This is a genomic window from Micromonospora sp. SL1-18 (assembly GCF_047921505.1).
GTDB lineage: Bacteria > Actinomycetota > Actinomycetes > Mycobacteriales > Micromonosporaceae > Micromonospora.
The window spans coordinates 1-20,083 of sequence record NZ_JBLROA010000082.1 but is presented as its reverse complement, the minus strand read 5'-3'; the positions used below and the strand labels follow the sequence as shown (position 1 = coordinate 20,083).

The window sequence follows — 20,083 nt, the reverse complement described above, 5'->3', positions numbered from 1 at the left end:
CGCAGTGTCGTGATGCCTCATGACGGCGCGGAGCGCAGCGGAGTGCCGGCATGAGTAAGCGGGTCGTGGTGCTCGACTACGGCTCGGGCAACCTGCGCTCGGCCGAGCGCGCCCTGGAGCGGGCCGGCGCGGACGTCACCGTGACCGCCGATCTGGGCGCCGCTGCCGAGGCCGAGGGCCTGGTGGTGCCCGGGGTCGGCGCGTACGCGGCCTGCATGGCCGGGATCGAGGCGCTGGGCGCCGGCCCGGTCATCGCCGAACGGGTCGCCGCCCGCCGGCCGGTGCTCGGCATCTGCGTCGGCATGCAGGTGCTCTTCGAGCACGGCGACGAGCACGGCGTGGTGACCAAGGGCCTCGGGCTGCTGCCCGGCGGGGTGACCCGGCTGCCCGCCGAGCGGCTGCCGCACATGGGCTGGAACACCGTCCGTCCGCCGCGCGGCTCGGTGCTCTTCGCCGGGTTGCCGGCCGACGCCCGGTTCTACTTCGTCCACTCCTATGGGGTGACGGACCTTGCCGGGCTGGCCGCGGCGGGGGCGACCGTGACCATCGCCGAGCACGGGACCGAGTTCGTCGCGGCCGTGGAGCGTGGTCCGCTGTCGGCGGCCCAGTTCCACCCGGAGAAGTCGGCCGACACCGGCGCGGCGCTGCTGCGCAACTGGCTGGCAATCCTGTGATTGCGAGGAGTGAGCCGGGTTTGCGGGCCCCGCAGTCGCGAACGAAGGTGGGCACGGTGAGCGCGAGGTGAGCAAGGAGCGGGCCCGCCGCCGGGAGGCCCGCCAGGCCGAGCTTGAGCGGGAGCGCGCCGCCCGCCGCCGCCGGGTGGCTCGCCGGGAGCGGCGCCGAGCCGTGGTACGCCGGTTGACGCCGACCCTGCGGCGCGGCCGGACCGGGCGGCTGAGGCGGCACACCCGGGGCGAGCGGGCGGCGATCGTGCTGCTCACGGGGGCGGCGCTGGCCGTCATCTGGAGTTTCGTGGACGACCTGGCGCTGCGGCTGGCGCTGGTCGTGTTGTTGCTGTTGGCCCTGCCGGCGATCGTGGTGCTCGCCCTGGACCGGCGTACCTGAACCGAGGAGAGAGATCGTGAGCCTCACCCTGTTGCCCGCCGTGGATGTCGCCGACGGCCAGGCCGTCCGGCTCGTGCAGGGCGCCGCCGGCAGCGAGACCGCGTACGGCGACCCGCTCGAGGCGGCCCTCGCCTGGCAGTCCGACGGCGCGGAGTGGATCCACCTGGTCGACCTGGACGCCGCTTTCGGCCGGGGCTCCAACGGCGCACTGCTGGCCGAGGTGGTCGGGAAGCTGGACGTCAAGGTGGAGCTCTCCGGCGGGATCCGCGACGACGAGTCGCTGCGGGGCGCGTTGGCGACCGGGGCGGCCCGGGTCAACATCGGCACCGCCGCGCTGGAGGACCCGCAGTGGTGCGACCGGATCTGCGGCGAGTACGGCGACCGGGTGGCGATCGGGCTGGACGTGCGGGGCCGTACCCTCGCCGCCCGCGGCTGGACCCGCGAGGGCGGTGACCTGTACGAGGTGCTGGAGCGGCTGGACAAGGCCGGCGCCTCCCGGTACGTGGTCACCGACATCACCAAGGACGGCACCATGCGTGGGCCGAACCTGGATCTGCTGCGTGAGGTCTGCGCTCGTACCGACGCCCCCGTGATCGCCTCCGGTGGCGTCTCCACCCTGGGCGACCTGCGCGCCCTGGCCAGCCTCGAGTCGCTGGGAGTGGAGGGCGTGATCGCCGGCAAGGCGCTGTACGCGGGGGCGTTCACCGTCGCCGAGGCCCTCGCGGCGCTGCGGGCTGCGGGGTGACCGCGGCTCCGGCCGAGGGCCCGGTCGTCACCCGCCTCGGCTCGGGCGGCCCGTGGGAGACTCGGTACGGCTACTCGCGGGTGGTACGGGTTGGCGACCTGGCCGTCACCGCCGGCTGCACGGCGACGGTCGACGGCCGGGTCGTGCACGTCGGGGACGCGGCGGCGCAGACCGCCGAGGCGTTGCGGATCGGCCTGGCCGCGCTGGCGGAGGTGGGTGCGGCGCCGGCCGACGTGGTCCGGACCCGGCTGTACGTGACCGACCGGAGCCACGCCGACGAGGTCGGACGGGCGCACCACGCGGTGTTCGGGGCGGTCCGCCCGGTGGCGACCATGGTGGTCGTGGCCGGGCTCATCGACCCGGAGCACCTGGTCGAGGTCGAGCTGGAGGCGTACCTCCCTGATCTGGATAGGCTCGCGACATGACGGTGGCGGTACGTGTGATCCCCTGCCTGGACGTGGACGCCGGCCGGGTGGTCAAGGGGGTCAATTTTCTCGACCTGCGCGACGCCGGCGACCCGGTGGAGCTGGCCGCGGCGTACGACCGGGCCGGCGCGGACGAGCTGACCTTCCTGGATGTCACCGCCTCGTCCAGCGACCGGGGCACCATGCTCGACGTGGTCCGGCGCACCGCCGAGTCGGTCTTCATCCCGCTCACCGTCGGCGGCGGCGTACGCACGGTCGCCGACGTCGACATCCTGTTGCGCGCGGGCGCGGACAAGGTCGGGGTGAACACCGCGGCGATCGCCCGGCCGGAGCTGATCGCCGAGATCGCCGACCGGTTCGGCCGGCAGGTGCTGGTGCTCTCCCTCGACGTGCGGCGCGCGCCCGCCGGCGCCACGCCGAGCGGCTTCGAGGTGACCACCCACGGCGGTCGCCGGGGCACCGGCCTCGACGCGGTGTGGTGGGCGCGGCGCGGTGCCGAGCTGGGCGCGGGGGAGATTCTGCTCAACTCGATGGACGCGGACGGCACCAAGGCCGGTTTCGACCTGCCGTTGATCCAGGCCGTTCGGGAGGTCGTCGACGTGCCGGTGATCGCCAGCGGCGGCGCCGGTGCGGTGGCGCATTTTCCGCCGGCGATCGGCGCGGGCGCCGACGCGGTGCTCGCGGCGAGCGTCTTCCACTTCGGCGAGCTGACCGTCGGCGAGGTCAAGGACGCCCTGCGCGGCGCCGGCCACCCGGTGCGCTGACCCGTCGGCGAGCAGCGGGGCTCGCGGCGCGGGTCAGGCCGGGCCGGAGTGGCCCTCGGGAGAGCGGCGCGGCCTCGGGATCGAGCGGACCACGTACTCCTGCACGGCGGCGGCGTGGTCGTCGTCGTCGAGCTGCCAGTCGGACTCATCCGGGGCGTGCCGGCGGCTCAGCACACCCTGCACGGTCTCCACCGTGGTCGCCACCCCGGCGCTCGGCCGCGTACGCCACAGCCGCTCGCCGTCCGGGGTGATCCGGAACCAGCCGTCGGAGACGCTGACCAGACCGGCACCGGCCAGCCGGCGGACCGCGCCCTCCACCTCGTGCCGCTCCGGGATGGACCGGTTGAGGTGGTCCGCGGTCGAGAGGACGTCAGCGAGGCGGACCCCCTCCGGCCTACGGGTGGAGACCGACCGGCGGTGCCGGCCGGCACCGCTCGCGATCACCATTGCTACGAAGATCCAGGCGTCGGTCCAGCGCCATCCGTTCTCCCCCATGCAGGAATGATGCCCGGCGTGGACGGTGAAGAAAACACCCGATTTTGCCGCCGCAGCTCAGCGGGGGGTCACGCCGCCTCGCCGGCCGGTCGGGGCGTGCGGCCCACCGCCGGCTCCACGGTGGACGGGACGGGCGGTGCGGGCACCGCGAAGAGCGGGATGAACATCTGGGCGAGCGGCCCGATGGCGAGCGCGTAGGCGACCGTGCCGACGCCGACCTTGCCGCCGAGCAGCCAGCCGAGCGCCAGCACGGTCACCTCGATGACGGTCCGGACCAGTCGGATCGAGCGGCCGGGACGGCGGGCGACGTACCCGGTCATCAGGCCGTCGCGCGGGCCGGGGCCGAGCGCCGCGCCCAGGTAGAGCCCGGTGGCCGCGCCGTTGGCGACGATCCCGAGGATCAGCAGGCCGATCCGGAGCGGCAGGCCGCCGCCGGGTGGCAGCAGGGCCAGGGTGGCGTCCACCACCAGGCCGATCACCACGACGTTGCTGACCGTGCCGAGGCCGGGGCGTTGCCGTAGCGGGATCCACAGCAGCAGCACGACGGCGCCGACCGCGATGGTGACCGTGCCGAAGGAGAGCCTGGTCTGCCGGGCGAGGCCCTGGTGGAACACGTCCCATGGGTCGAGGCCGAGGTTGGACCGGATCATCAACGCCATGCTGACGCCGTAGAGCGTGAGCCCGGCGTAGAGCTGGATCAGCCGCCGGGCCGGCCGGTAGCGGAGATTGCCAATCGCTGCCATGCATGCCACCCTAGGGGCCAATCTTGCCGTTGATAGAGCCAATTTCGGAGGCGTGGCCATGACGAGTCAGGTGCGTGGCAGCCAATTGGCTCGGCTCCTCGGTCAGTGGCACGCGCTGCCGGGCCGGCGGCGCAGCCCCGACTACGCCGCGCTCGCCGCCGCCGTCCGCGGCCTGCTCGCCGACGGCCGGCTCCCCCTGGGGGTACGCCTGCCGGCCGAGCGGGAGCTGGCGGAGGCGCTGCGGATCAGCCGGACCACGATCACCGCCGCGTACCGGGAGCTGCGGGAGAGCGGCCACCTGGCCAGCCGCCGAGGCGCCGGAAGCTGGACCATGCTGCCCGGCACCCACCGGGTGGCCAGCACCGGGCTCTGGACCCCGCTCGACGACCGGGACATGATCGACCTCGGGGTGGCCGCGCTCGCCGCCCCGCCGCAGTTGGTGGCGGCCGCTCGGGCCGCCACCGAGGACCTGCCCCGTTACCTCGGCGGGGCCGGATACCACCCGACCGGCATCATCGAGCTGCGCGAGGCGGTGGCCCACGCGTACACCGAGCGGGGGCTGCCGACCAGCCCGGAGCAGATCATGGTCACCAGCGGCACCCAGCACGCGCTGGACCTGGTGCTGCGGCTGGCCCTGTCGCCCGGCGGCGGGGTGCTGGTGGAGTCCCCGACCTATCCCAACGCCCTCGCCGCGCTGTCCGCCCGCCGGGCCCGGATCACCACCCACGGCCTGGGCACCGACGACGTCGGCTGGGACGCGGACCTGCTGCTGGGCAGCCTCCGGCAGGTCCGGCCGAAGCTGGCGTACCTGATCCCCGAGTTCCAGAACCCGACCGGCCACCTGATGGACACCGGGCTACGCGAGCGGCTCGTCGGGGCCGCCCACGCCGCCGGGACCGACCTGGTTATCGACGAGTCCTTCGTGGACCTGCCGCTGGACGACACCCCGCTGCCGCCGCCGGTCGCCACGTTCGACCGGCATTCCCGGGTGATCAGCATCGGCGGGATGAGCAAGCCGTACTGGGGTGGCCTGCGGATCGGCTGGGTCCGGGCGTCCGCCCCGCAGGTGCAGCGGCTGGCGGCCGCGCGGGTCGGCGTCGACATGGCCAGCCCGGTGCTCGACCAGCTTGTCGCGGTGCACCTGCTGGCCGAGGCGTCGAGCATTGTGGCCGCCCGGCGGGCCCAACTCGTCGCCCAGCGGGACGCGCTGGTCGGCGCGCTGGCCGAGCGGCTGCCCGAATGGCGGATCGCGGTGCCGCGCGGCGGCGTCACGCTCTGGGCCGAGCTGGACGGTCCGATCTCCAGTGCGCTGGCCCGGGCTGCCGAGGAGGTCGGCGTACGCCTGGCGCCCGGACCCCGGTTCGGCCTGGACGGCACCCTCGAACGGTTCCTGCGGCTGCCCTTCACGCTGCCCGCCGCCGACCTGGTGGAGGCGGTCGGCCGGCTCGCCGCGGTCCGCTACGACCTGGATCGGACCGGCCGCTCGCAGTGGCGGGAGCCGTCCGTCATCGCCTGACCGGGCGGCTGCCCGGCCGTCCCGGGCCGGAACGACGCCGAGCTGCCCGGATTCCGCTCACCGGGCCGCCCCTGCTGGGAGACTGCGCAGGTGGGGAACGGGGGCGGCAGCCGGTGGGCGAACGTGGTCCGGCTCGGCGCGCCGGGGTCCCGGACGACCCGGCTGGAGCTGTTCTACGACCTGATCTTCACCTTCGCGTTCCTCACCGTCACCGGCCTGACCGCGAGCCGGCCCAGCTGGGTCAACCTGTTCCGGGCCCTGCTCGTGCTGGCGCTGCTCTGGTGGGCCTGGACCGGTTTCGCCGCCATCGGCAACCTGGTCCGCGCCGACCAGGGCGTGCTGCCGGTGGTCGGCTTCGTCACCGGGGCGGCCACCTTCCTGCTGGTGCTGAGCATCCCGGGCGCGTTCGTCGACCAGCCTGGCGGGCTGAACGGCCCGCTCGTCTTCGTCGTCTGCTACTTCCTGGTCCGCGCCTCGCAGCTCGCGGTCTTCGGTTGGGTGGCCCGGTCCGATCCGGCCGCGTTCCGGCGCTGGCTGCTGCTCGCCGCCCTGCCGGTGGTCGCCACGGTGCTGCTGGTCGTCGCCGGGCAGGTGCCGCCGCGGCTCCCCGACGGCGCTCTGCCGGCCGCGGTCCAGCTCGGCTGCTGGACGGCGGCGGTGCTGGTGGAGTACGGGGCGGGGATCGCCCTGGGCGGTTCGTACTGGGCGGTGATCTCCGCCGGGCACTGGGCCGAGCGCCACGCCCTGATGATCCTGGTCGCGCTCGGCGAGTCGATCATCGCGCTCGGGCTCGGTCCGAAGGCCATCAGCGCGCTGCCGCTGACGGGGCCGGTGATGACCGCCGCGGTGCTCGGCATCGCGATCGCCTCGCTGCTCTGGTGGGCGTACTTCGACACCCTGGCCTTCGGCATCGAGCAGCGGCTGCACGGCACCCGTGAGCCGGGCGCCCGGGCCCGGCTGGCCCGGAACGCGTACACCTACCTGCACCTGCCGATGGTCGCCGGGATCATCTTCTTCGCCCTCGGGCTCAAGGACCTGCTGGCCGAGGCGGCGTTGCCGAGCACGCCGTCCTGGGGGGAGGCGCTCGGCGCCTTCTGGGTGACCGTCCTCTACGGCGGGGTCAGCGTCTACCTGCTCGGCGTCGCCGGCTGCGCGTTGCTGGTACTGCGCACCGTGCGCTGGCCGCTGCTGGTGGGGGTGGCGGTGATCGCCCTGGTCGCCCTGGGGGCGGCCGGGCTGCCGGAGCTGGTGGCGGTGGCGCTGCTGGCGGTGCTCTGCGGCGCCGCCGTGGTGGCCGAGACGCTGCGCGAGGACGGCCGGCGACGCCAGATCCGGGAGCTCGCGCTGGCGGAGCAGCTCGCCGCCGAGGCGGAGCAGAGCCGGTGGCGCCGGCAACACCTGTGACCGCCCCCGGACGCGGCGGCGGCCGTGCCCCGGGGTCGGAGGGGCACGGCCGCCGGCGGACGCGGGACCGCTAGAGCTCGGCGAGGGTACCCGCGTACATCTTCTCGATCTCGGCGGCGAAGTTGCTCTCCACGCTCCGGCGCTTGATCTTCAACGACGGGGTGATCTCGCCGTCCTCGATGGTGAGATCGCGGGGGAGGATCGTCACCTTCTTGATCGTCTCCCAGCGGTTGAGCTTGGCGTTGAGCTCCGCCACGTAGCCCTCGACCATCGCCTGGGCCTCCGGGGAGGTGACGATGTCGGCGTAGTCGCGGCCGTCGAGGGGGCCGCCGGCCGCCCAGCCCCGGATCGCGTCCGGGTCGAGGGTGACCAGCATGGTGCAGTAGTTGCGGGCCTGCCCGACCACCATCGCCTGCGAGGTGTACGGGCAGATCGCCTTGAACATGCCCTCGATGTGCGACGGCGCGATGTACTTTCCGCCCGAGGTCTTGACCAGGTCCTTCTTCCGGTCGGTGATCCGCAGGTAGCCGTCGTCGTCCAGGCTGCCGATGTCCCCGGTGCGGAAGAAACCGTCCTCGGTGAACGCGGCGGCCGTCTCCTCGGGCAGGTTGTGGTAGCCGCGCATCACCGGCCGGCCCCGGAGCAGGATCTCGCCGTCGGTGTCGATCCGGCACTCCAGGTCGCCCATCGCCTTGCCGACGGTGCCGATGCGCGGCCTGCGCGGCGGGTTGACGAAGCTGCCGGCGCTGGTCTCGGTGAGGCCGTACCCCTCTGAGATGGGCAGGTTGGCGGCGGCGAAGAAGGTGGCGATCTCCTTGCTCAGCGGGGCCGCGCCGGAGACGAGCACCCGGATCCGGCCGCCGAGCCGGGCCTGGAGCTTGCTGAAGACGAGCTTCTCGGCCACCGCGTACCTCAGCTTCAGGCCGACCGGCAGCGGCCTGCCGACCTGCTCCAGCGCGACCTTTTTCTTCCCCACCGCGACGCCCCAGGCGAAGATCTTCGCCTTCGCGCCGCCGGCGTCCTGCGCCGTGGTGACCGCCTTGTTGTAGACCTTCTCGAAGACCCGGGGCGCACCGCACATCAGCGTCGGCCGGATCACCCCGAGCAGGTCGACCAGCTTGTCCACCCGGCCGTCCACGTACGTCGGCAGGCCGACATGGGTGGCACCGCAGAGCAGCGTCTTGCCGAAGGAGTGCGACAGCGGCAGCCAGAGATAATGGAGGTCGTCGTCGCGCAGCAGGTCCAGCTCGGCCTGCGCCACGCCCTCCCAGCACCAGCCGCCGTGCAGCAGCTCGACGCCCTTCGGGCGGCCGGTGGTGCCGGAGGTGTAGATCAGCGTGGCCAGGTGGTCCGGGCCGATGCCGGCGACCAGCATGTCGATCAGGTCCGGCTCGTTCTCCAGCGCCCGCGCACCCCGTGCCTCCAGCTCGGCCAGGGTGAGCTGCGGGATCGCGGTGGCCGGGTCGGGCTCGCCGTCGAAGAGCACCACGTGGGTCAGCGCCGGCAGCTCCGCGTCGGCGATCTTCGCCGCCTGGGCCGGGTTCTCGGCGAACAGCACCCCCGACCCGGAGTCGGCGATGATGTGGACCGCGTCCTCCGGCTCGGTGGTCGGGTAGATGGTCGTGGTGGCCCCGCCGGCGCACATGATGCCGAAGTCGGCGATCACCCAGTCGAGCCGGGTGTTCGCCAGGATCGCCACCGGGTCCTCCAGGCCGACGCCGAGCCCGTGCAGGCCGGCCGCGACCGCCTTGGCGCGCCGCCCGACCTGCTCCCAGCTCAGCCAGGCCGGACCGGAGTCGTCCGGCGCGGGGTGGCCGAACGCGGGCCGATCGGGGGTCGCCGCCACGCGCTTGAGGAACATGTCGGGGATGGAACGGTATGGTACATCGAGAGCCATCGCTGTAGCCGCCTTCGGGGATAGAGGGACGTGATGGGGGTCACGCCAATCTGCGGTTACCGAAGAGTATGGCCTGCCCCCGGGCAGCGGCTAGTGTCGGCAGTGGCCGGTCAGGCGTACCGCGACGCGGCCAGGGACCAGTCGTAGGTTGCCCGGATCCAGTTCCGCCGGGTGGTCAGGTAGGCGTGGACCAACTCGTCGCCCCCCTCGGCCAGCACCGCGTCCCGCTTCGCGTACTCCGCCAGACCGGCGTTGAACCGGTCGGCCGCCGCGCACAACGCCGCCTCCTCGTCCTGCCCGGCCTCGTCGGCGATCGTGGTGACCAGGTTGTGGCTGTCCGGTGCGCTGCTGCGCTCCTTGCCGTACGAGAAGAGATCGTTGCACCAGCAGACCAGGTCGGCGGCGAGATCGTCCACGGCGGTCAGCGCCGGATCCGCCCAGCGTCCCGGCCCGGGCAGGGCGTCGTACGCCAGGTCGGTGATGGTGAAGCTGGGCCGGGCCCCGCCGGTGTGCCGGCGCATCTGCACGTACTCGGCCACCCCGGGCACCCGCCGGTGCTCCCGGTTGGCCGCCTCCCAGAGCAACGCCAGCAGGTACTCCCGCAACTGGCAGACCAGCCGTAGGAGCAGGGCCGGCCGTTGCCGGGCGCGGACCCGCCGGCACAGGTCGTGCAGCGCGACGCCGAGCGGCCCGGTGCCGCTCGGCAGCGGTGCCTCCGGATCGCCGTGCAGGTCGAGCACCTCCAGCAGGTCCGCCACGGTGGGCGCGAGCCGGGTCGGGCTGGCCCCCAGGCCGTCCTCGTCGCAGGCGTCGTCCATCACGAACAGCCAGGAGATCAGGTCGGTGAGCAGGCGTAGCCGGTCCACCGGCGCGCCCGGGCAGGCCCGGCCGGCCAGCTCCGCCGGGTCCGCGCCGGCCAGCCGGCGCAGACCGGCCGGGCCGTCGATCAGGCCCAGCTCGCGTGCCCACTCGGCGCTCTCCCCGGCGGCCAGCTCGACGGCGGCGTGGCGGCGTGCCGGGAAGGGGGGTTCGCGCAGTGCCGAGACCGCGAAGCTCCGCATCCGTCCCCCTGTCCCGCCGCCCTCGTTAAATGGGGCGGTGGCCGACAGCGTACGGCAGGAATGATCAGTGGGGGTGATCGGGCCGAGGGCTGTTTCACATCTCGCGGTGACCGCTTCCGCCCATAGGTCAGAAGCCCAGGCGGGCCGCCCGCAACCGGTTCGCCGGTGCCACCGGGCCGTCCACCTGTACCCGTGCCACCCGCTGCCGGCCGGACAGAAAGAGCACCAGTTCGCCCGGGTTGCCCACCACCCGCAGCCGCTCGCCGCCCCGGCCGGCGGTGCGCTCCCCGTGGCCGGGCGCCTGGACCAGCAGGTCCGCCGGGAAGCGGCGCAACGCCACCCGGGCCAACTTCGCGGCCCCCTTCCACAGCACCGCCGCGAACCCGGCCGGCAGATCCCGCGGCAGCCACTCCGGCTGCGCCCGGCGTACGTCCTCGTGGTGGATGAAGAACTCCAGCGTGTTGGCCAGCTCGTCGGTGAGCGGGTTGCTCACCGGGCTCCACACCGGCGGCCGGCGGACCCGGGCCACCAGGTCCGCGTACGGGCCAGCGGCCACCCGCCGGCGGACCGCCTCGCCGTACCCGCGCAGCGGCGGCAGCAGGATGCCGCCCGCGGCGTCCGGCCGGCGTTCCCGCACCACCAGGTGCGCCGCGAGGTCGCGGGTGGTCCATCCCTCGTCGATCGTCGGCGCGTCCGGTCCCAGGTCCAGTAGCAGATCGGCGAGCGCCTCGCGCTCCGATCGGGCGTACCGCGGCATGGCACCGATCGTAGGCCCGCGCCGGCCCGCCGCCGTGCCGGCCGTGCCGTGGTGTGGTCCCGGCGGTGACCGGCCGACGGGGCCGCGCGGGGAGTCGCCCCTGGTCGGCGGGGTCGACCGACGGGCGTGACGACGGACATACCGGTTCCGGGTCGGCGGAGCTGGCCCGAAGCGGTAAGGATGTGGGAGAAAACTGCGGCTTACGGCGGGGGAACAGGGTGGCGAGCGGGACAAGTCGGGACGTCCTCGGCAAAGGGCTACGGGTGCTCGGCCGGGCCATCCGGGAACAGCCACGGATCTTCGCGATCGCGGTGACCGGCAGCGTGCTCTTCGGCCTCATGGTGATCGCCAGCGCGTACGTCGTCGGCGGGGTGGTCGGCAAGGTGGTCGTCCCGGCCGTCGCCCGCGGCTCCGTGGCCAACGGCACGCTCGCGCTCGCCGCGGTCGCCCTGTTCGGGATCAGCGTGCTCCGGGTGGTCGGCATCTTCGGCCGCCGGCTCGGCGCCGGCTACATGCAGTACGCGCTGCAGGCCACCTACCGTCGCCGGGTCACCCGCCGCTATCTCGACCTGCCGCTGTCCTGGCACCACCGCAACGCCACCGGCACCCTGCTTTCCAACGCCAACTCCGACGTGGAGGCCGCCTGGTACCCGATCGCGCCGCTGCCGTTCGCGGTCGGCACCCTGGTGATGCTCGTCGGCGCGGTGGTCACCCTCTTCCTCACCGACTGGGCCCTGGCGCTGGTCGGCCTCGCCGTCTTCCCGGGGCTCTTCGCGCTCAACGTGGTCTACTCCCGCCGGATGGCACCCCGCCAGGCCCGCGCCCAGCGGCTCCGTGCCGAGGTCAGCGGCATCGCCCACGAGAGCTTCGACGGCGCGCTGGTGGTCAAGACGATGGGCCGCGAGGCGCAGGAGACCGACCGGTTCGCCGCCCGCGCCGGCGCGCTGCGTGACGCCCTGATCGCCGTCGGCCGGCTCCGCGGCGTCTTCGACCCGATGCTGGAGACCCTGCCCAGCCTCGGCACCCTCACCGTGCTGGTGGTCGGCGTGATCCGGCTCCGGCAGGGCGCGATCGACGTCACCGAGCTGGTCAGTGTCGCGTTCCTGTTCACCGTGCTGGCCTTCCCGGTCCGCGCCATCGGCTGGGTGCTGGCCGAGCTGCCGCGTAGCGTCGCCGGCTGGGAGCGGGTGCGCCGGGTTCTCGACGCCACCGGCGACATGCCGTACGGCGAGGTGACGCTCGACCCGGCCACACCGGCGTCGGCCACCCTTGCCTTCCACGATGTCCACTTCGGGTACGAGCCGGCCGAGGCGCACCTGCCCGGCACCGAGGTGCTCGGCGAGGTCACCTTCACCGTGCCGCCCGGGAAGACGGTCGCGCTGGTCGGGCCGACCGGGGCCGGCAAGTCCACCATCGCCTCGCTCGCCCTCCGGCTGGTCGATCCGCGTACCGGCACGGTCACCCTGGACGGCGTCGACGTCCGTGAGCTGACCGCCGCCTCGCTCGCCGCGAACGTGGCCCTGGTCGCCCAGGTGCCGTTCGTCTTCGACGACACCGTCCGGGCCAACATCACCCTGGATCGGCCCGGGATCGGCGACGAGGAGGTCTGGGCGGCGCTGCGGCTGGCCGAGGCGGACGGCTTCGTCGCCGCGCTGCCCGACGGGCTGGACACCATGGTCGGCGAGCGGGGTACCTCGCTCTCCGGCGGCCAGCGGCAGCGGCTCACCCTGGCCCGGGCGCTCGCCGGCCGCCCCCGGCTGCTGGTGCTCGACGACGCCACCAGCGCCGTCGACCCCCGGGTGGAGGCGGCCATCCTGGCCGGGCTGCGCGCCCCTACCGGCGGCACGGCGCCGGCGTCGATCCTGGTGGTCGCGTACCGCCGGGCCACCATCGCGCTCGCCGACGAGGTGATCTACGTGGAGCAGGGGCGGGTGGTCGCCCGGGGCACCCACGCGGAGCTGCTCGCCACCGTGCCCGGCTACGCCGACCTGGTCACCGCCTACGAGCAGGCGGAGCAGGAACGCGAGCAGCCCCACCCGTACGAGGTCGCTCCTCCGCTGACCTCCGGCCTGGAAGTCGAGGTTGACCGGTGAGCGCGAGGAGTGCAGCGGAGCGGAGCCCCGCAGTCGCGAACGAAAGGCCAAGCCCGGTGAGCGCGAGGAGTGCAGCGGAGCGGAGCCCCGCAGTCGCGAACGAAAGGCCAGCCCGGTGAGCGCGAGTACGACGACGGCCGAGGCGACCGAGTCGACCTGGCGGACGCTGCGGCGCGGCCTCGCCCTCTCCCCGGAGCTGAAGACCGGGCTGGCCGGCACGCTCGGGCTGGCGCTGGTCTACATGGTCGGCCGGGTCGCCGTGCCGGTGGCCGTGCAGCGCGGCATCGACCACGGCATCGTGGGTGGCCTCGACGTGGACGTGGTCGCGCTGACCGTGATCGCCACCGCCGCCGTGCTGGTGGTCACCACCGCCTGCGGCTACCTGATGATGCGCCGGCTCTTCACGGTCAGCGAGACCGCCCTCGCCGGGGTGCGTACCCGGGCCTTCCGGCACGTGCACGACCTGTCGATGCTGCACCAGCAGTCCGAGCGGCGCGGCTCGCTGGTCTCCCGGGTCACCAGCGACGTCGACCAGATCACCCAGTTCCTCCAGTGGGGCGGCGTGATCCTGCTCGTCAACCTGGGCCAGCTCCTGGTCACCACCGCCGTCATGCTGGCGTACTCCTGGCAGCTGACCCTGGTGGTGATCGGCGCCTTCGCGCCGGCGGTGCTGGTGATCCGGGTGCTGCAGCGCCGCCTCGCCGGCGCGTACGGCCTGGTCCGCCAGCGGACCGGCACCCTGCTCGGCACCATCGGTGAGAGCGTGGTGGGCGCCCCGGTGATCCGGGCGTACGGGATCGCCGGGCGCACCGCCCGGCGGCTGGACGACGCGATCGAGGGGCAGCGGCGGGCCCAGCAGCGGACCATCCGGATCAGCATCCTGGGCAGCTCGGTGGGGGAGCTGGCCGCCGGCCTGGCCCTGGCCGGCGTGGTGGTCGTCGGGGTCAACCTCGGCGTCGACCGGACCCTGTCCATCGGTCAGCTCACCGCGTTCCTGTTCCTGGTGACCCTGTTCATCCAGCCGGTGCAGATCGCCACCGAGGTGCTCAACGAGGCGCAGAACGCGATCGCCGGCTGGCGCCGGGTGCTCGACGTGCTGGACGTCGCGCCGGACGTGGCCGACCCGGGGCGGCAGGGGCGGGAACTGCCGCCCGGCCCGCTGGACGTCCGCTTCGCGGACGTGACGTTCGCCTATCCGGGTGGCCCGCCCGTGCTGCACGACGTGAGCCTGGAGATCCCGGCGAAGAGCCGGGTGGCCGTGGTCGGCGAGACCGGCAGTGGCAAGACCACCTTTGCCAAGCTGCTCACCCGGCTGATGGACCCCACCGAGGGCGAGGTGCTGCTCTCCGGTGTGTCGCTGCGCCAGGTGCGGTTCGACTCGTTGCGCTCCCGCGTGGTGATGGTGCCGCAGGACGGCTTCCTGTTCGACAACACCCTCGGGGAGAACGTCCGCTTCGCCCGCCCGGAGCTGACCGACGCGCAACTCACCGCCGCCTTCACGGAGCTGGGTCTGGCGGACTGGCTGGCCGGGTTGCCGGCCGGCCTGGACACCCCGGTGGGGGAGCGCGGCGAAGCGCTGAGCGTCGGGGAACGGCAGCTTGTCGCGCTGGCCCGGGCGTTCGTCGCCGACCCCGACCTGCTGGTGCTCGACGAGGCGACCAGCGCCGTCGACCCGGCCACCGAGGTGCGCCTGCAGCGCACCCTGGACGCGGTCACCCGGGGGCGCACCACGCTCGCCATCGCCCACCGGCTCTCCACCGCCCAGGCCGCCGACGAGGTGATCGTGGTGGACCGGGGCCGCATCGTCCAGCGTGGCCCCCACGACGAGCTGCTGAAGGATCCCGACTCGGTCTACGCCCTCCTCTACGCCTCCTGGCTGGAGCAGACCCGCTAACCCTTGGCCAGGTCGCCGGTGAGGTAGCGCTGGATGGTGGGGCCGATGGCGGAAGCCAGGGCCTCCGGGTCGGCGGAGGCGACCGGTTCGAGGCGGATCACGTATCGCATCATGGCCAGCCCGGCGATCTGGCTGGCCACCAGCGCGCCGCGCAGTTGCCGCTCGGCCGGGTCGAGGTCGAGTTGGTCGAGGACCCGGCGCAGCACCTGGGTGACCAGGAACTCGCGCAGCAGCCGGGCCGTCCACTCGCTGCTCATCGCCGAGCGGAGCAGCGCCACGGCCGCCCCGCCGACCGGGGAGTCCCAGACCGTCAGGAAGGTGCGGACCAGCCGCTCGCCCGCCCCGGCCGGGCCGGCGGCCAGCACGGCCGGCAGCAGCTCGGCCGGGTCGATCGGGATCGCCACGGTGGCCCGGAACAGCTCCTCCTTGGTGCCGAAGTAGTGGTGCACCAGGGCCGGGTCCACCCCGGCGGCGGCGGCGATCGCCCGGATCGACGCGGCGTCGAAGCCGCGTTCGGCGAACGCCTCCCGGGCCGCCGCGAGGATGGCCTCCCGCGTGCCCGGCTTGCCGGGGCGACGGCCGGTGCGTCTCGCCATCAGCCGCTGCGCCGGCGCAGCGTCGCGGCGGCGAGCACCAGGGCGGCCACCGCCGCCCCGGCCACGACCGCCACGTCCCGCCACATCGTCGTGGTCGGCTCGGCGTGCGCGCCGACCTCCTGGAGCGCCTCGACCGCGTACGACAGGGGCAGCACGTCACTGACCGCCTGGAGCCAGCCGGCCATCTCCTCCCGCGGCACGAACAGCCCGCAGAGCAGCAGCTGCGGCGCCACCACCACCGGCATGAACTGCACGGCCTGGAACTCGGTGCGGGCGAAGGCGGAGCAGAACAGTCCGAGCGCCACGGCGAGCACCGCGTTGATCCCGGCGATCATGACGACCAGCCAGAGACTGCCGGCGGTGGCCAGCCCGAACAACCGGTACGCCACCAGCGACGCGATGGTCGACTGCACCACGCCGGCCAGCCCGAACGCGATGCCGTACCCGAAGAGCAGGTCGAGCTTGCCCAGCGGGGTGGTGAGCAGCCGCTCCAGCGTGCCGGTGGTGCGTTCCCGGAGCATGGCGATGCTGGTCACCAGGAACATGATGATGAACGGGAAGAAGCCCAGCATGATCAGCGCCACCCGGTCGAAGACGCTCGGTCGGCCCGGCGGGGTCGGCTGGTCGACGTACATGTAGTAGACCAGCGCGAGAAGCACGGTGGGCACCACGACGAGCAGCGCGACGGTCCGCCGGTCGTGCCGGAGCTGGCGCAGGATCCGCCCGGTGGTGGCGGCCAGGATGCGGGGGTTCACGACCGGTCCCCTCCGGCGAGCTCCCGGCCCGCCTCGCTCGCCCGGATCAGCCGGAGGAACGCCTCCTCCAGGTCGTCCGCGACGGTGGTGGCGCGGACCGCGTCCGGGGTGTCGTCGGCGATGAGCCGGCCGTCCCGGATGAGCAGCAGCCGGTCGCAGCGGGCCGCCTCGTCCATCACGTGGCTGGACACCAGCAGGGTGGTCCCGGTGGCGGCCATCGCGTGGAACCGGGCCCACAGGTCGGCCCGGAGCACCGGATCCTGGCCGACGGTCGGTTCGTCGAGGATGACCAGATCCGGGTCGCCGACCAGGGCGCAGGCCAGTGAGGCTCGGCTGCGCTGCCCGCCGGAGAGGGTGCCGACCAGTTGGTCGGCGGCCGCGGCCAGCCCGACGTCGGCCACCGCGCGGTCCGCCTCGGCCCGGCCGCGCCTCTGCAGCACGGCGAAGTAGCGCGCGTTCTCGCGGACGGTCAGGTCGGCGTAGACGCTGGGTGCCTGGGTGAGGTAGCCGACCCGGTGCCGCAGCTCCGCCGTGCCGGCCGGCCGGCCGAGCACGGTCACCGTGCCCGAGTCGATCGTCTGCACCCCGACTATCGCGCGCATCAGGGTGGTCTTGCCGCTGCCGCTCGGCCCGAGCAGCCCGGTGACTGTGCCGCGAGGCACCGCGCAGGAGATGCCCTGGAGCACCCGCCGCCGGCCCCGGTCGACCACCAGGTCACGGACCACGACCGTGTCGTCCATGGCTGCCTCCGAAACTCATCATCCGTTGAACTCAACGCTAGTTGAGTTGTACCCCGGCGCGCAACGGGGTCGAGGCAACGGTTGAGAGACGGCTTTATGATTCGGGCATCAGCCTTCGCATCGGACACGGAGTCTGCCAACGGTCATTGCATCGAAGATCGGACTCCGGCACCATGTCGCGGTGGGTCCCGCTCCGCTGCCCGACACCGGATTCCTCGACGAGTGGGCCGCCCGCCTGCGGCAGGCCGCCGACCGTCCTGTGGTCGGCATCATGCTGCGCGGCAGCCACGCGCGGCGGGCCGCCACCGAGCACAGCGACGTCGACGTCGACGTGCTGGTCGTCGGCGAGGAGCGGCCTGATACCCCGGCTTTCGACGCCGGAGCCCCGCCGGTCCCCGGGGCCCGGGCCGCCGCCGTCCCGTATTCCGTGCGGCGGGCGTACCTGGCCGAGTTCGAGGGACGCCTGGTGCACATCTCGGTGGCCGCCCAGGACGTCCGCTCCTGGGTCCGCCGGCTCAACCAGCCGGCGGACTGGGCGTTCGGGCTGCCGGTCACCGCGCCGGCCCGGCTGATCTGGGCCGTGCCCGAGTGGCGGTGCCGGATCGACCTGCCGGTGCTCTGCCAGCCCGCCGACGAGCCGCGGCTGGAGGAGCTGATCGCCACGCTCGGCAAGGTCGCCGGCGCCCGCTGGGCCGGCGACCCGGTGGGCGTCCGGCTCGCCGCCGCCGACCTGGCGCGGCTCTGTCCGTCCGTGCTGCGGCTGGTGAATCCGTCGGTCCGGGTGGCCTCCCGCCGGGACGCGCTCGCCGTCGCGCTGGACCTCCCGGTCGCCCCGCCCGGCTACCGCGACGACATGCTGCGCTGCCTCGGGCTGCGCCCCGCCGCCGCCGGTGAGGTCGTCGCCGCCGCCGGCCGGCTGGCCACCGGGATCGTCCCGCTCGTCCGCCCGTACGCCGAGGAGATCGTCGCGGTGGCCGGCGCCGACCTGGCGGACGCCCTGGTCGACGGCCGGCTCGACCGTTACCTGGGGCAGTTGACCCGCGCGCTCGACACTCCCGTGGCCACCTCTCGGGACACGTCGGCGGTGCCCGCGCCGCGTGCGGGAGAATGGCTCACCGTGCCCGCCTCTGACGCGCCGGTGACCGGCGCCCCCGCCAGCTCCGGCGGTGCCGCGGCCCCCGGCCCGGCCCGCCCGTCCCGGCTCGACCCGGCCATCGCGGCCCGGCTGCGCCGTACCGCCGAGGGCCTGGTGGCCGCGGTGGTACGCCAGCACGACTCGGGCGAGGTGCTCATGGTCGCCTGGATGGACGACGAGGCGCTGCACCGCACCCTGACCACCGGCCGGGCCACCTACTGGTCGCGCAGCCGCCAGGAGTACTGGGTCAAGGGCGCCACCTCCGGCCACCACCAGCACGTCCGCTCGGTGGCGCTGGACTGCGACGGCGACGCCCTGCTGGTCAGCGTCGACCAGGTCGGCCCGGCCTGCCACACCGGGCACCGGACGTGCTTCTTCACCGAGCTGCCGGTCAGCTCGACGGAGGCGACGTCATGACGGACGGCACGGTGAGCCCCGACCTGGCCACCTTCGTCGACCTGGCGGCCCGCTGGCGGGTCGTGCCGGTCACCCGGCGGCTGCTGGCCGACGCGGAAACCCCGGTCGGGGTCTACCGCAAGCTCGCCGGCGGTCCGGGCACGTTCCTGCTGGAGTCCGCCGAGCAGGGCGTCGGCTCGGCCGGGACGGCCTGGTCCCGCTACTCGTTCGTCGGCGTGCGCAGCGCCGCGACCCTCACCGAGCGGGACGGTGTGGCGGTCTGGGCCGGCGCGCCGCCGGCCGGTGTGCCGGCCTCCGGTGACCCGGTGGCGGTGCTCCGGGAGACCGTCGCCGCCCTGGCCGGCCCGGCCTGGGACCCGGCCAGCGGCATGCCGCCGCTCACCGGGGGCATGGTCGGCTACCTCGGGTACGACCTGGTCCGCCGCTTCGAGCGGCTGCCCGAGCTGACCGAGGACGACCTCGGCGTGCCCGAGCTGGGCATGATGCTCGCCACCGACCTGGTGGTGCTCGACCACTACGAGGGTTCGGCGATCCTGGTCGCCAACGCGGTCCTGCCCCCGCTCGACACGCCCGACCGGGAATCCCTGGTCGCGGCGGCGTACCACCATGCGGTGGGGCGGCTGGACGCGATGACCACGGCGCTGTCCCGACCGATTCCGCCCATGATCTCGACGGTTGCCCGGCCCCCGGCGGGCGACGTGACCTGCCGTACGCCTGACGGCGGCTACCCGAAGGCGGTGGCGGCGGCCAAGGAGGCGATCCGGGCCGGCGAGTGCTTCCAGATCGTGCTCAGCCAGCGCTTTGAGCGGGAGACGCACGCCGATCCGCTCGACGTCTACCGGGTGCTGCGTACCACCAACCCCAGCCCGTACATGTACCTGCTGCGCTTCGACGGCTTCGACATCGTCGGCTCCTCCCCGGAGGCACACCTAAAGGTGAGCGCCGGCGCGGACGGGCGGCGGCGGGCGCTGCTGCACCCGATCGCCGGCACCCGGCCGCGGGGCGGTTCCCGGGAGGCGGACGCCCGGCTCGCCGCCGAGCTGCTCGCCGACCCGAAGGAGCGCTCCGAGCACGTCATGCTGGTCGACCTGGGCCGCAACGACCTGGGGCGGGTCTGCCGTCCGGGCACGGTCGAGGTGCCGGAGTTCGCCACCATCGAGCGGTACAGCCACGTCATGCACATCGTCTCCACGGTGGTGGGGGAGCTGCGCGAGGACCGGACCGCCTTCGACGCGCTCGCCGCGACATTCCCGGCCGGCACGCTGTCCGGGGCACCGAAGGTGCGGGCCATGGAGATCATCGAGGAACTGGAGCCGGTCCGCCGGGGCATCTACGGGGGCACCGTCGGCTACTTCGGCTTCGGCGGCGACCTGGACATGGCCATCGCCATCCGTACCGCGCTGATCCGGGAGGGCCGGGCCTACGTGCAGGCCGGGGCCGGGGTGGTGGCCGATTCCGATCCTGCCGCCGAGGAGCAGGAGACCCGGAACAAGGCCGCCGCGGTGCTCGCCGCGATCGCCGCCGCCGAGACCCTGAGGCCGGCCCGGTGAGCGCGAGGAGTGCAGCGCAGCGGAGCCCCGC

At 73.9% G+C, this 20,083-nt stretch carries 19 protein-coding genes and 1 pseudogene; 12 read left to right on the top strand and 8 right to left on the bottom strand.

Features of this window, described 5'->3' with window-relative positions:
- Positions 1-50 precede the first annotated feature (50 nt).
- From hisH to hisF, 5 genes are all read left to right on the top strand, one after another.
- Entirely contained in the window at positions 51-674 is a 624-nt protein-coding gene (gene hisH / locus ACNAW0_RS26920; RefSeq protein WP_416290814.1) for an imidazole glycerol phosphate synthase subunit HisH, read from the top strand.
- A 67-nt stretch (positions 675-741) separates the two neighbouring features.
- Positions 742-1,065: a hypothetical protein gene (locus ACNAW0_RS26915; protein WP_416290813.1), complete on the top strand. Its 324-nt coding sequence runs from the start codon at positions 742-744 to the stop codon at positions 1,063-1,065.
- A gap of 16 nt (positions 1,066-1,081) precedes the next feature.
- Positions 1,082-1,810 carry a bifunctional 1-(5-phosphoribosyl)-5-((5-phosphoribosylamino)methylideneamino)imidazole-4-carboxamide isomerase/phosphoribosylanthranilate isomerase PriA gene (gene priA, locus ACNAW0_RS26910; RefSeq protein WP_416290812.1) on the top strand — a complete coding sequence of 243 codons (729 nt, stop codon included), beginning with the start codon at positions 1,082-1,084 and terminating at the stop codon, positions 1,808-1,810.
- On the top strand, positions 1,807-2,235 hold the full coding sequence (locus ACNAW0_RS26905; RefSeq protein ID WP_416290811.1) for a RidA family protein: 429 nt from the start codon (positions 1,807-1,809) through the stop codon (positions 2,233-2,235). Before priA ends, ACNAW0_RS26905 begins: the two co-directional genes overlap by 4 nt.
- Positions 2,232-2,999 (top strand): imidazole glycerol phosphate synthase subunit HisF, encoded by a 768-nt coding sequence (gene hisF, locus ACNAW0_RS26900; RefSeq protein ID WP_416290810.1) that lies wholly within the window; start codon positions 2,232-2,234, stop codon positions 2,997-2,999. Before ACNAW0_RS26905 ends, hisF begins: the two co-directional genes overlap by 4 nt.
- A gap of 33 nt (positions 3,000-3,032) precedes the next feature.
- Here the strand turns inward: hisF and ACNAW0_RS26895 are convergent, their stop codons facing one another.
- Positions 3,033-3,494 carry a hypothetical protein gene (locus ACNAW0_RS26895; RefSeq protein ID WP_416290809.1) on the bottom strand — a complete coding sequence of 154 codons (462 nt, stop codon included), beginning with the start codon at positions 3,492-3,494 and terminating at the stop codon, positions 3,033-3,035.
- Positions 3,495-3,562: 68 nt separating this feature from the next.
- Complete coding sequence (locus ACNAW0_RS26890) at positions 3,563-4,237, bottom strand: YczE/YyaS/YitT family protein (RefSeq protein WP_416290808.1); 675 nt, start codon at positions 4,235-4,237, stop codon at positions 3,563-3,565.
- A 58-nt stretch (positions 4,238-4,295) separates the two neighbouring features.
- On the opposite strand from ACNAW0_RS26890, the gene ACNAW0_RS26885 reads away from it, so the two are divergent.
- Together ACNAW0_RS26885 and ACNAW0_RS26880 are read left to right on the top strand one after the other, a co-directional pair.
- Positions 4,296-5,753: a PLP-dependent aminotransferase family protein gene (locus ACNAW0_RS26885; protein ID WP_416290807.1), complete on the top strand. Its 1,458-nt coding sequence runs from the start codon at positions 4,296-4,298 to the stop codon at positions 5,751-5,753.
- Between the two features lie 90 nt (positions 5,754-5,843).
- Positions 5,844-7,157 carry a low temperature requirement protein A gene (locus tag ACNAW0_RS26880; RefSeq protein WP_416290806.1) on the top strand — a complete coding sequence of 438 codons (1,314 nt, stop codon included), beginning with the start codon at positions 5,844-5,846 and terminating at the stop codon, positions 7,155-7,157.
- A gap of 70 nt (positions 7,158-7,227) precedes the next feature.
- Here ACNAW0_RS26880 and ACNAW0_RS26875 read toward each other — a convergent pair whose 3' ends face one another.
- From ACNAW0_RS26875 to ACNAW0_RS26865, 3 genes are all read right to left on the bottom strand, one after another.
- Entirely contained in the window at positions 7,228-9,054 is a 1,827-nt protein-coding gene (locus ACNAW0_RS26875; RefSeq protein WP_416290805.1) for an AMP-dependent synthetase/ligase, read from the bottom strand.
- A gap of 110 nt (positions 9,055-9,164) precedes the next feature.
- Complete coding sequence (locus ACNAW0_RS26870; RefSeq protein WP_416290804.1) at positions 9,165-10,115, bottom strand: terpene synthase family protein; 951 nt, start codon at positions 10,113-10,115, stop codon at positions 9,165-9,167.
- A 127-nt stretch (positions 10,116-10,242) separates the two neighbouring features.
- The gene (locus tag ACNAW0_RS26865; RefSeq protein ID WP_416290803.1) at positions 10,243-10,872 is read right to left on the bottom strand and encodes a TIGR03085 family metal-binding protein; all 630 of its coding nucleotides are present in this window, start codon (positions 10,870-10,872) and stop codon (positions 10,243-10,245) included.
- 218 nt (positions 10,873-11,090) lie between these two features.
- Between ACNAW0_RS26865 and ACNAW0_RS26860 the strand changes: the two genes are divergently transcribed.
- Together ACNAW0_RS26860 and ACNAW0_RS26855 are read left to right on the top strand one after the other, a co-directional pair.
- Entirely contained in the window at positions 11,091-12,965 is a 1,875-nt protein-coding gene (locus ACNAW0_RS26860; protein ID WP_416290802.1) for an ABC transporter ATP-binding protein, read from the top strand.
- A gap of 115 nt (positions 12,966-13,080) precedes the next feature.
- Positions 13,081-14,859, top strand: coding sequence for an ABC transporter ATP-binding protein (locus ACNAW0_RS26855; protein WP_416290801.1), 1,779 nt, complete (start codon positions 13,081-13,083; stop codon positions 14,857-14,859).
- Here ACNAW0_RS26855 and ACNAW0_RS26850 read toward each other — a convergent pair.
- Genes ACNAW0_RS26850 through ACNAW0_RS26840 form a run of 3 tightly spaced genes read right to left on the bottom strand, consistent with a single transcriptional unit; the run spans position 14,856 to position 16,950 of the window.
- Entirely contained in the window at positions 14,856-15,455 is a 600-nt protein-coding gene (locus ACNAW0_RS26850) for a TetR family transcriptional regulator (protein WP_416290800.1), read from the bottom strand. The genes ACNAW0_RS26855 and ACNAW0_RS26850 overlap by 4 nt on opposite strands.
- On the bottom strand, positions 15,455-16,210 hold the full coding sequence (locus ACNAW0_RS26845; RefSeq protein ID WP_416290799.1) for an ABC transporter permease: 756 nt from the start codon (positions 16,208-16,210) through the stop codon (positions 15,455-15,457). The genes ACNAW0_RS26850 and ACNAW0_RS26845 overlap by 1 nt, the downstream gene beginning before the upstream one ends.
- Entirely contained in the window at positions 16,207-16,950 is a 744-nt protein-coding gene (locus tag ACNAW0_RS26840) for an ABC transporter ATP-binding protein (RefSeq protein WP_416290798.1), read from the bottom strand. Before ACNAW0_RS26840 ends, ACNAW0_RS26845 begins: the two co-directional genes overlap by 4 nt.
- Positions 16,951-17,221: 271 nt before the next feature.
- Between ACNAW0_RS26840 and ACNAW0_RS26835 the strand changes: the two are divergent.
- The 3 genes and pseudogenes from ACNAW0_RS26835 to ACNAW0_RS26825 all read left to right on the top strand — a co-directional run.
- A pseudogene (locus ACNAW0_RS26835) lies at positions 17,222-17,887 on the top strand (phosphoribosyl-AMP cyclohydrolase); the annotation flags it as partial.
- Between the two features lie 180 nt (positions 17,888-18,067).
- The gene (gene hisI / locus ACNAW0_RS26830) at positions 18,068-18,502 is read left to right on the top strand and encodes a phosphoribosyl-AMP cyclohydrolase (protein WP_416290815.1); all 435 of its coding nucleotides are present in this window, start codon (positions 18,068-18,070) and stop codon (positions 18,500-18,502) included.
- Positions 18,499-20,052 (top strand): anthranilate synthase component I, encoded by a 1,554-nt coding sequence (locus ACNAW0_RS26825; protein ID WP_416290797.1) that lies wholly within the window; start codon positions 18,499-18,501, stop codon positions 20,050-20,052. The genes hisI and ACNAW0_RS26825 overlap by 4 nt, the downstream gene beginning before the upstream one ends.
- The last annotated feature ends 31 nt before the right edge of the window (positions 20,053-20,083 follow it).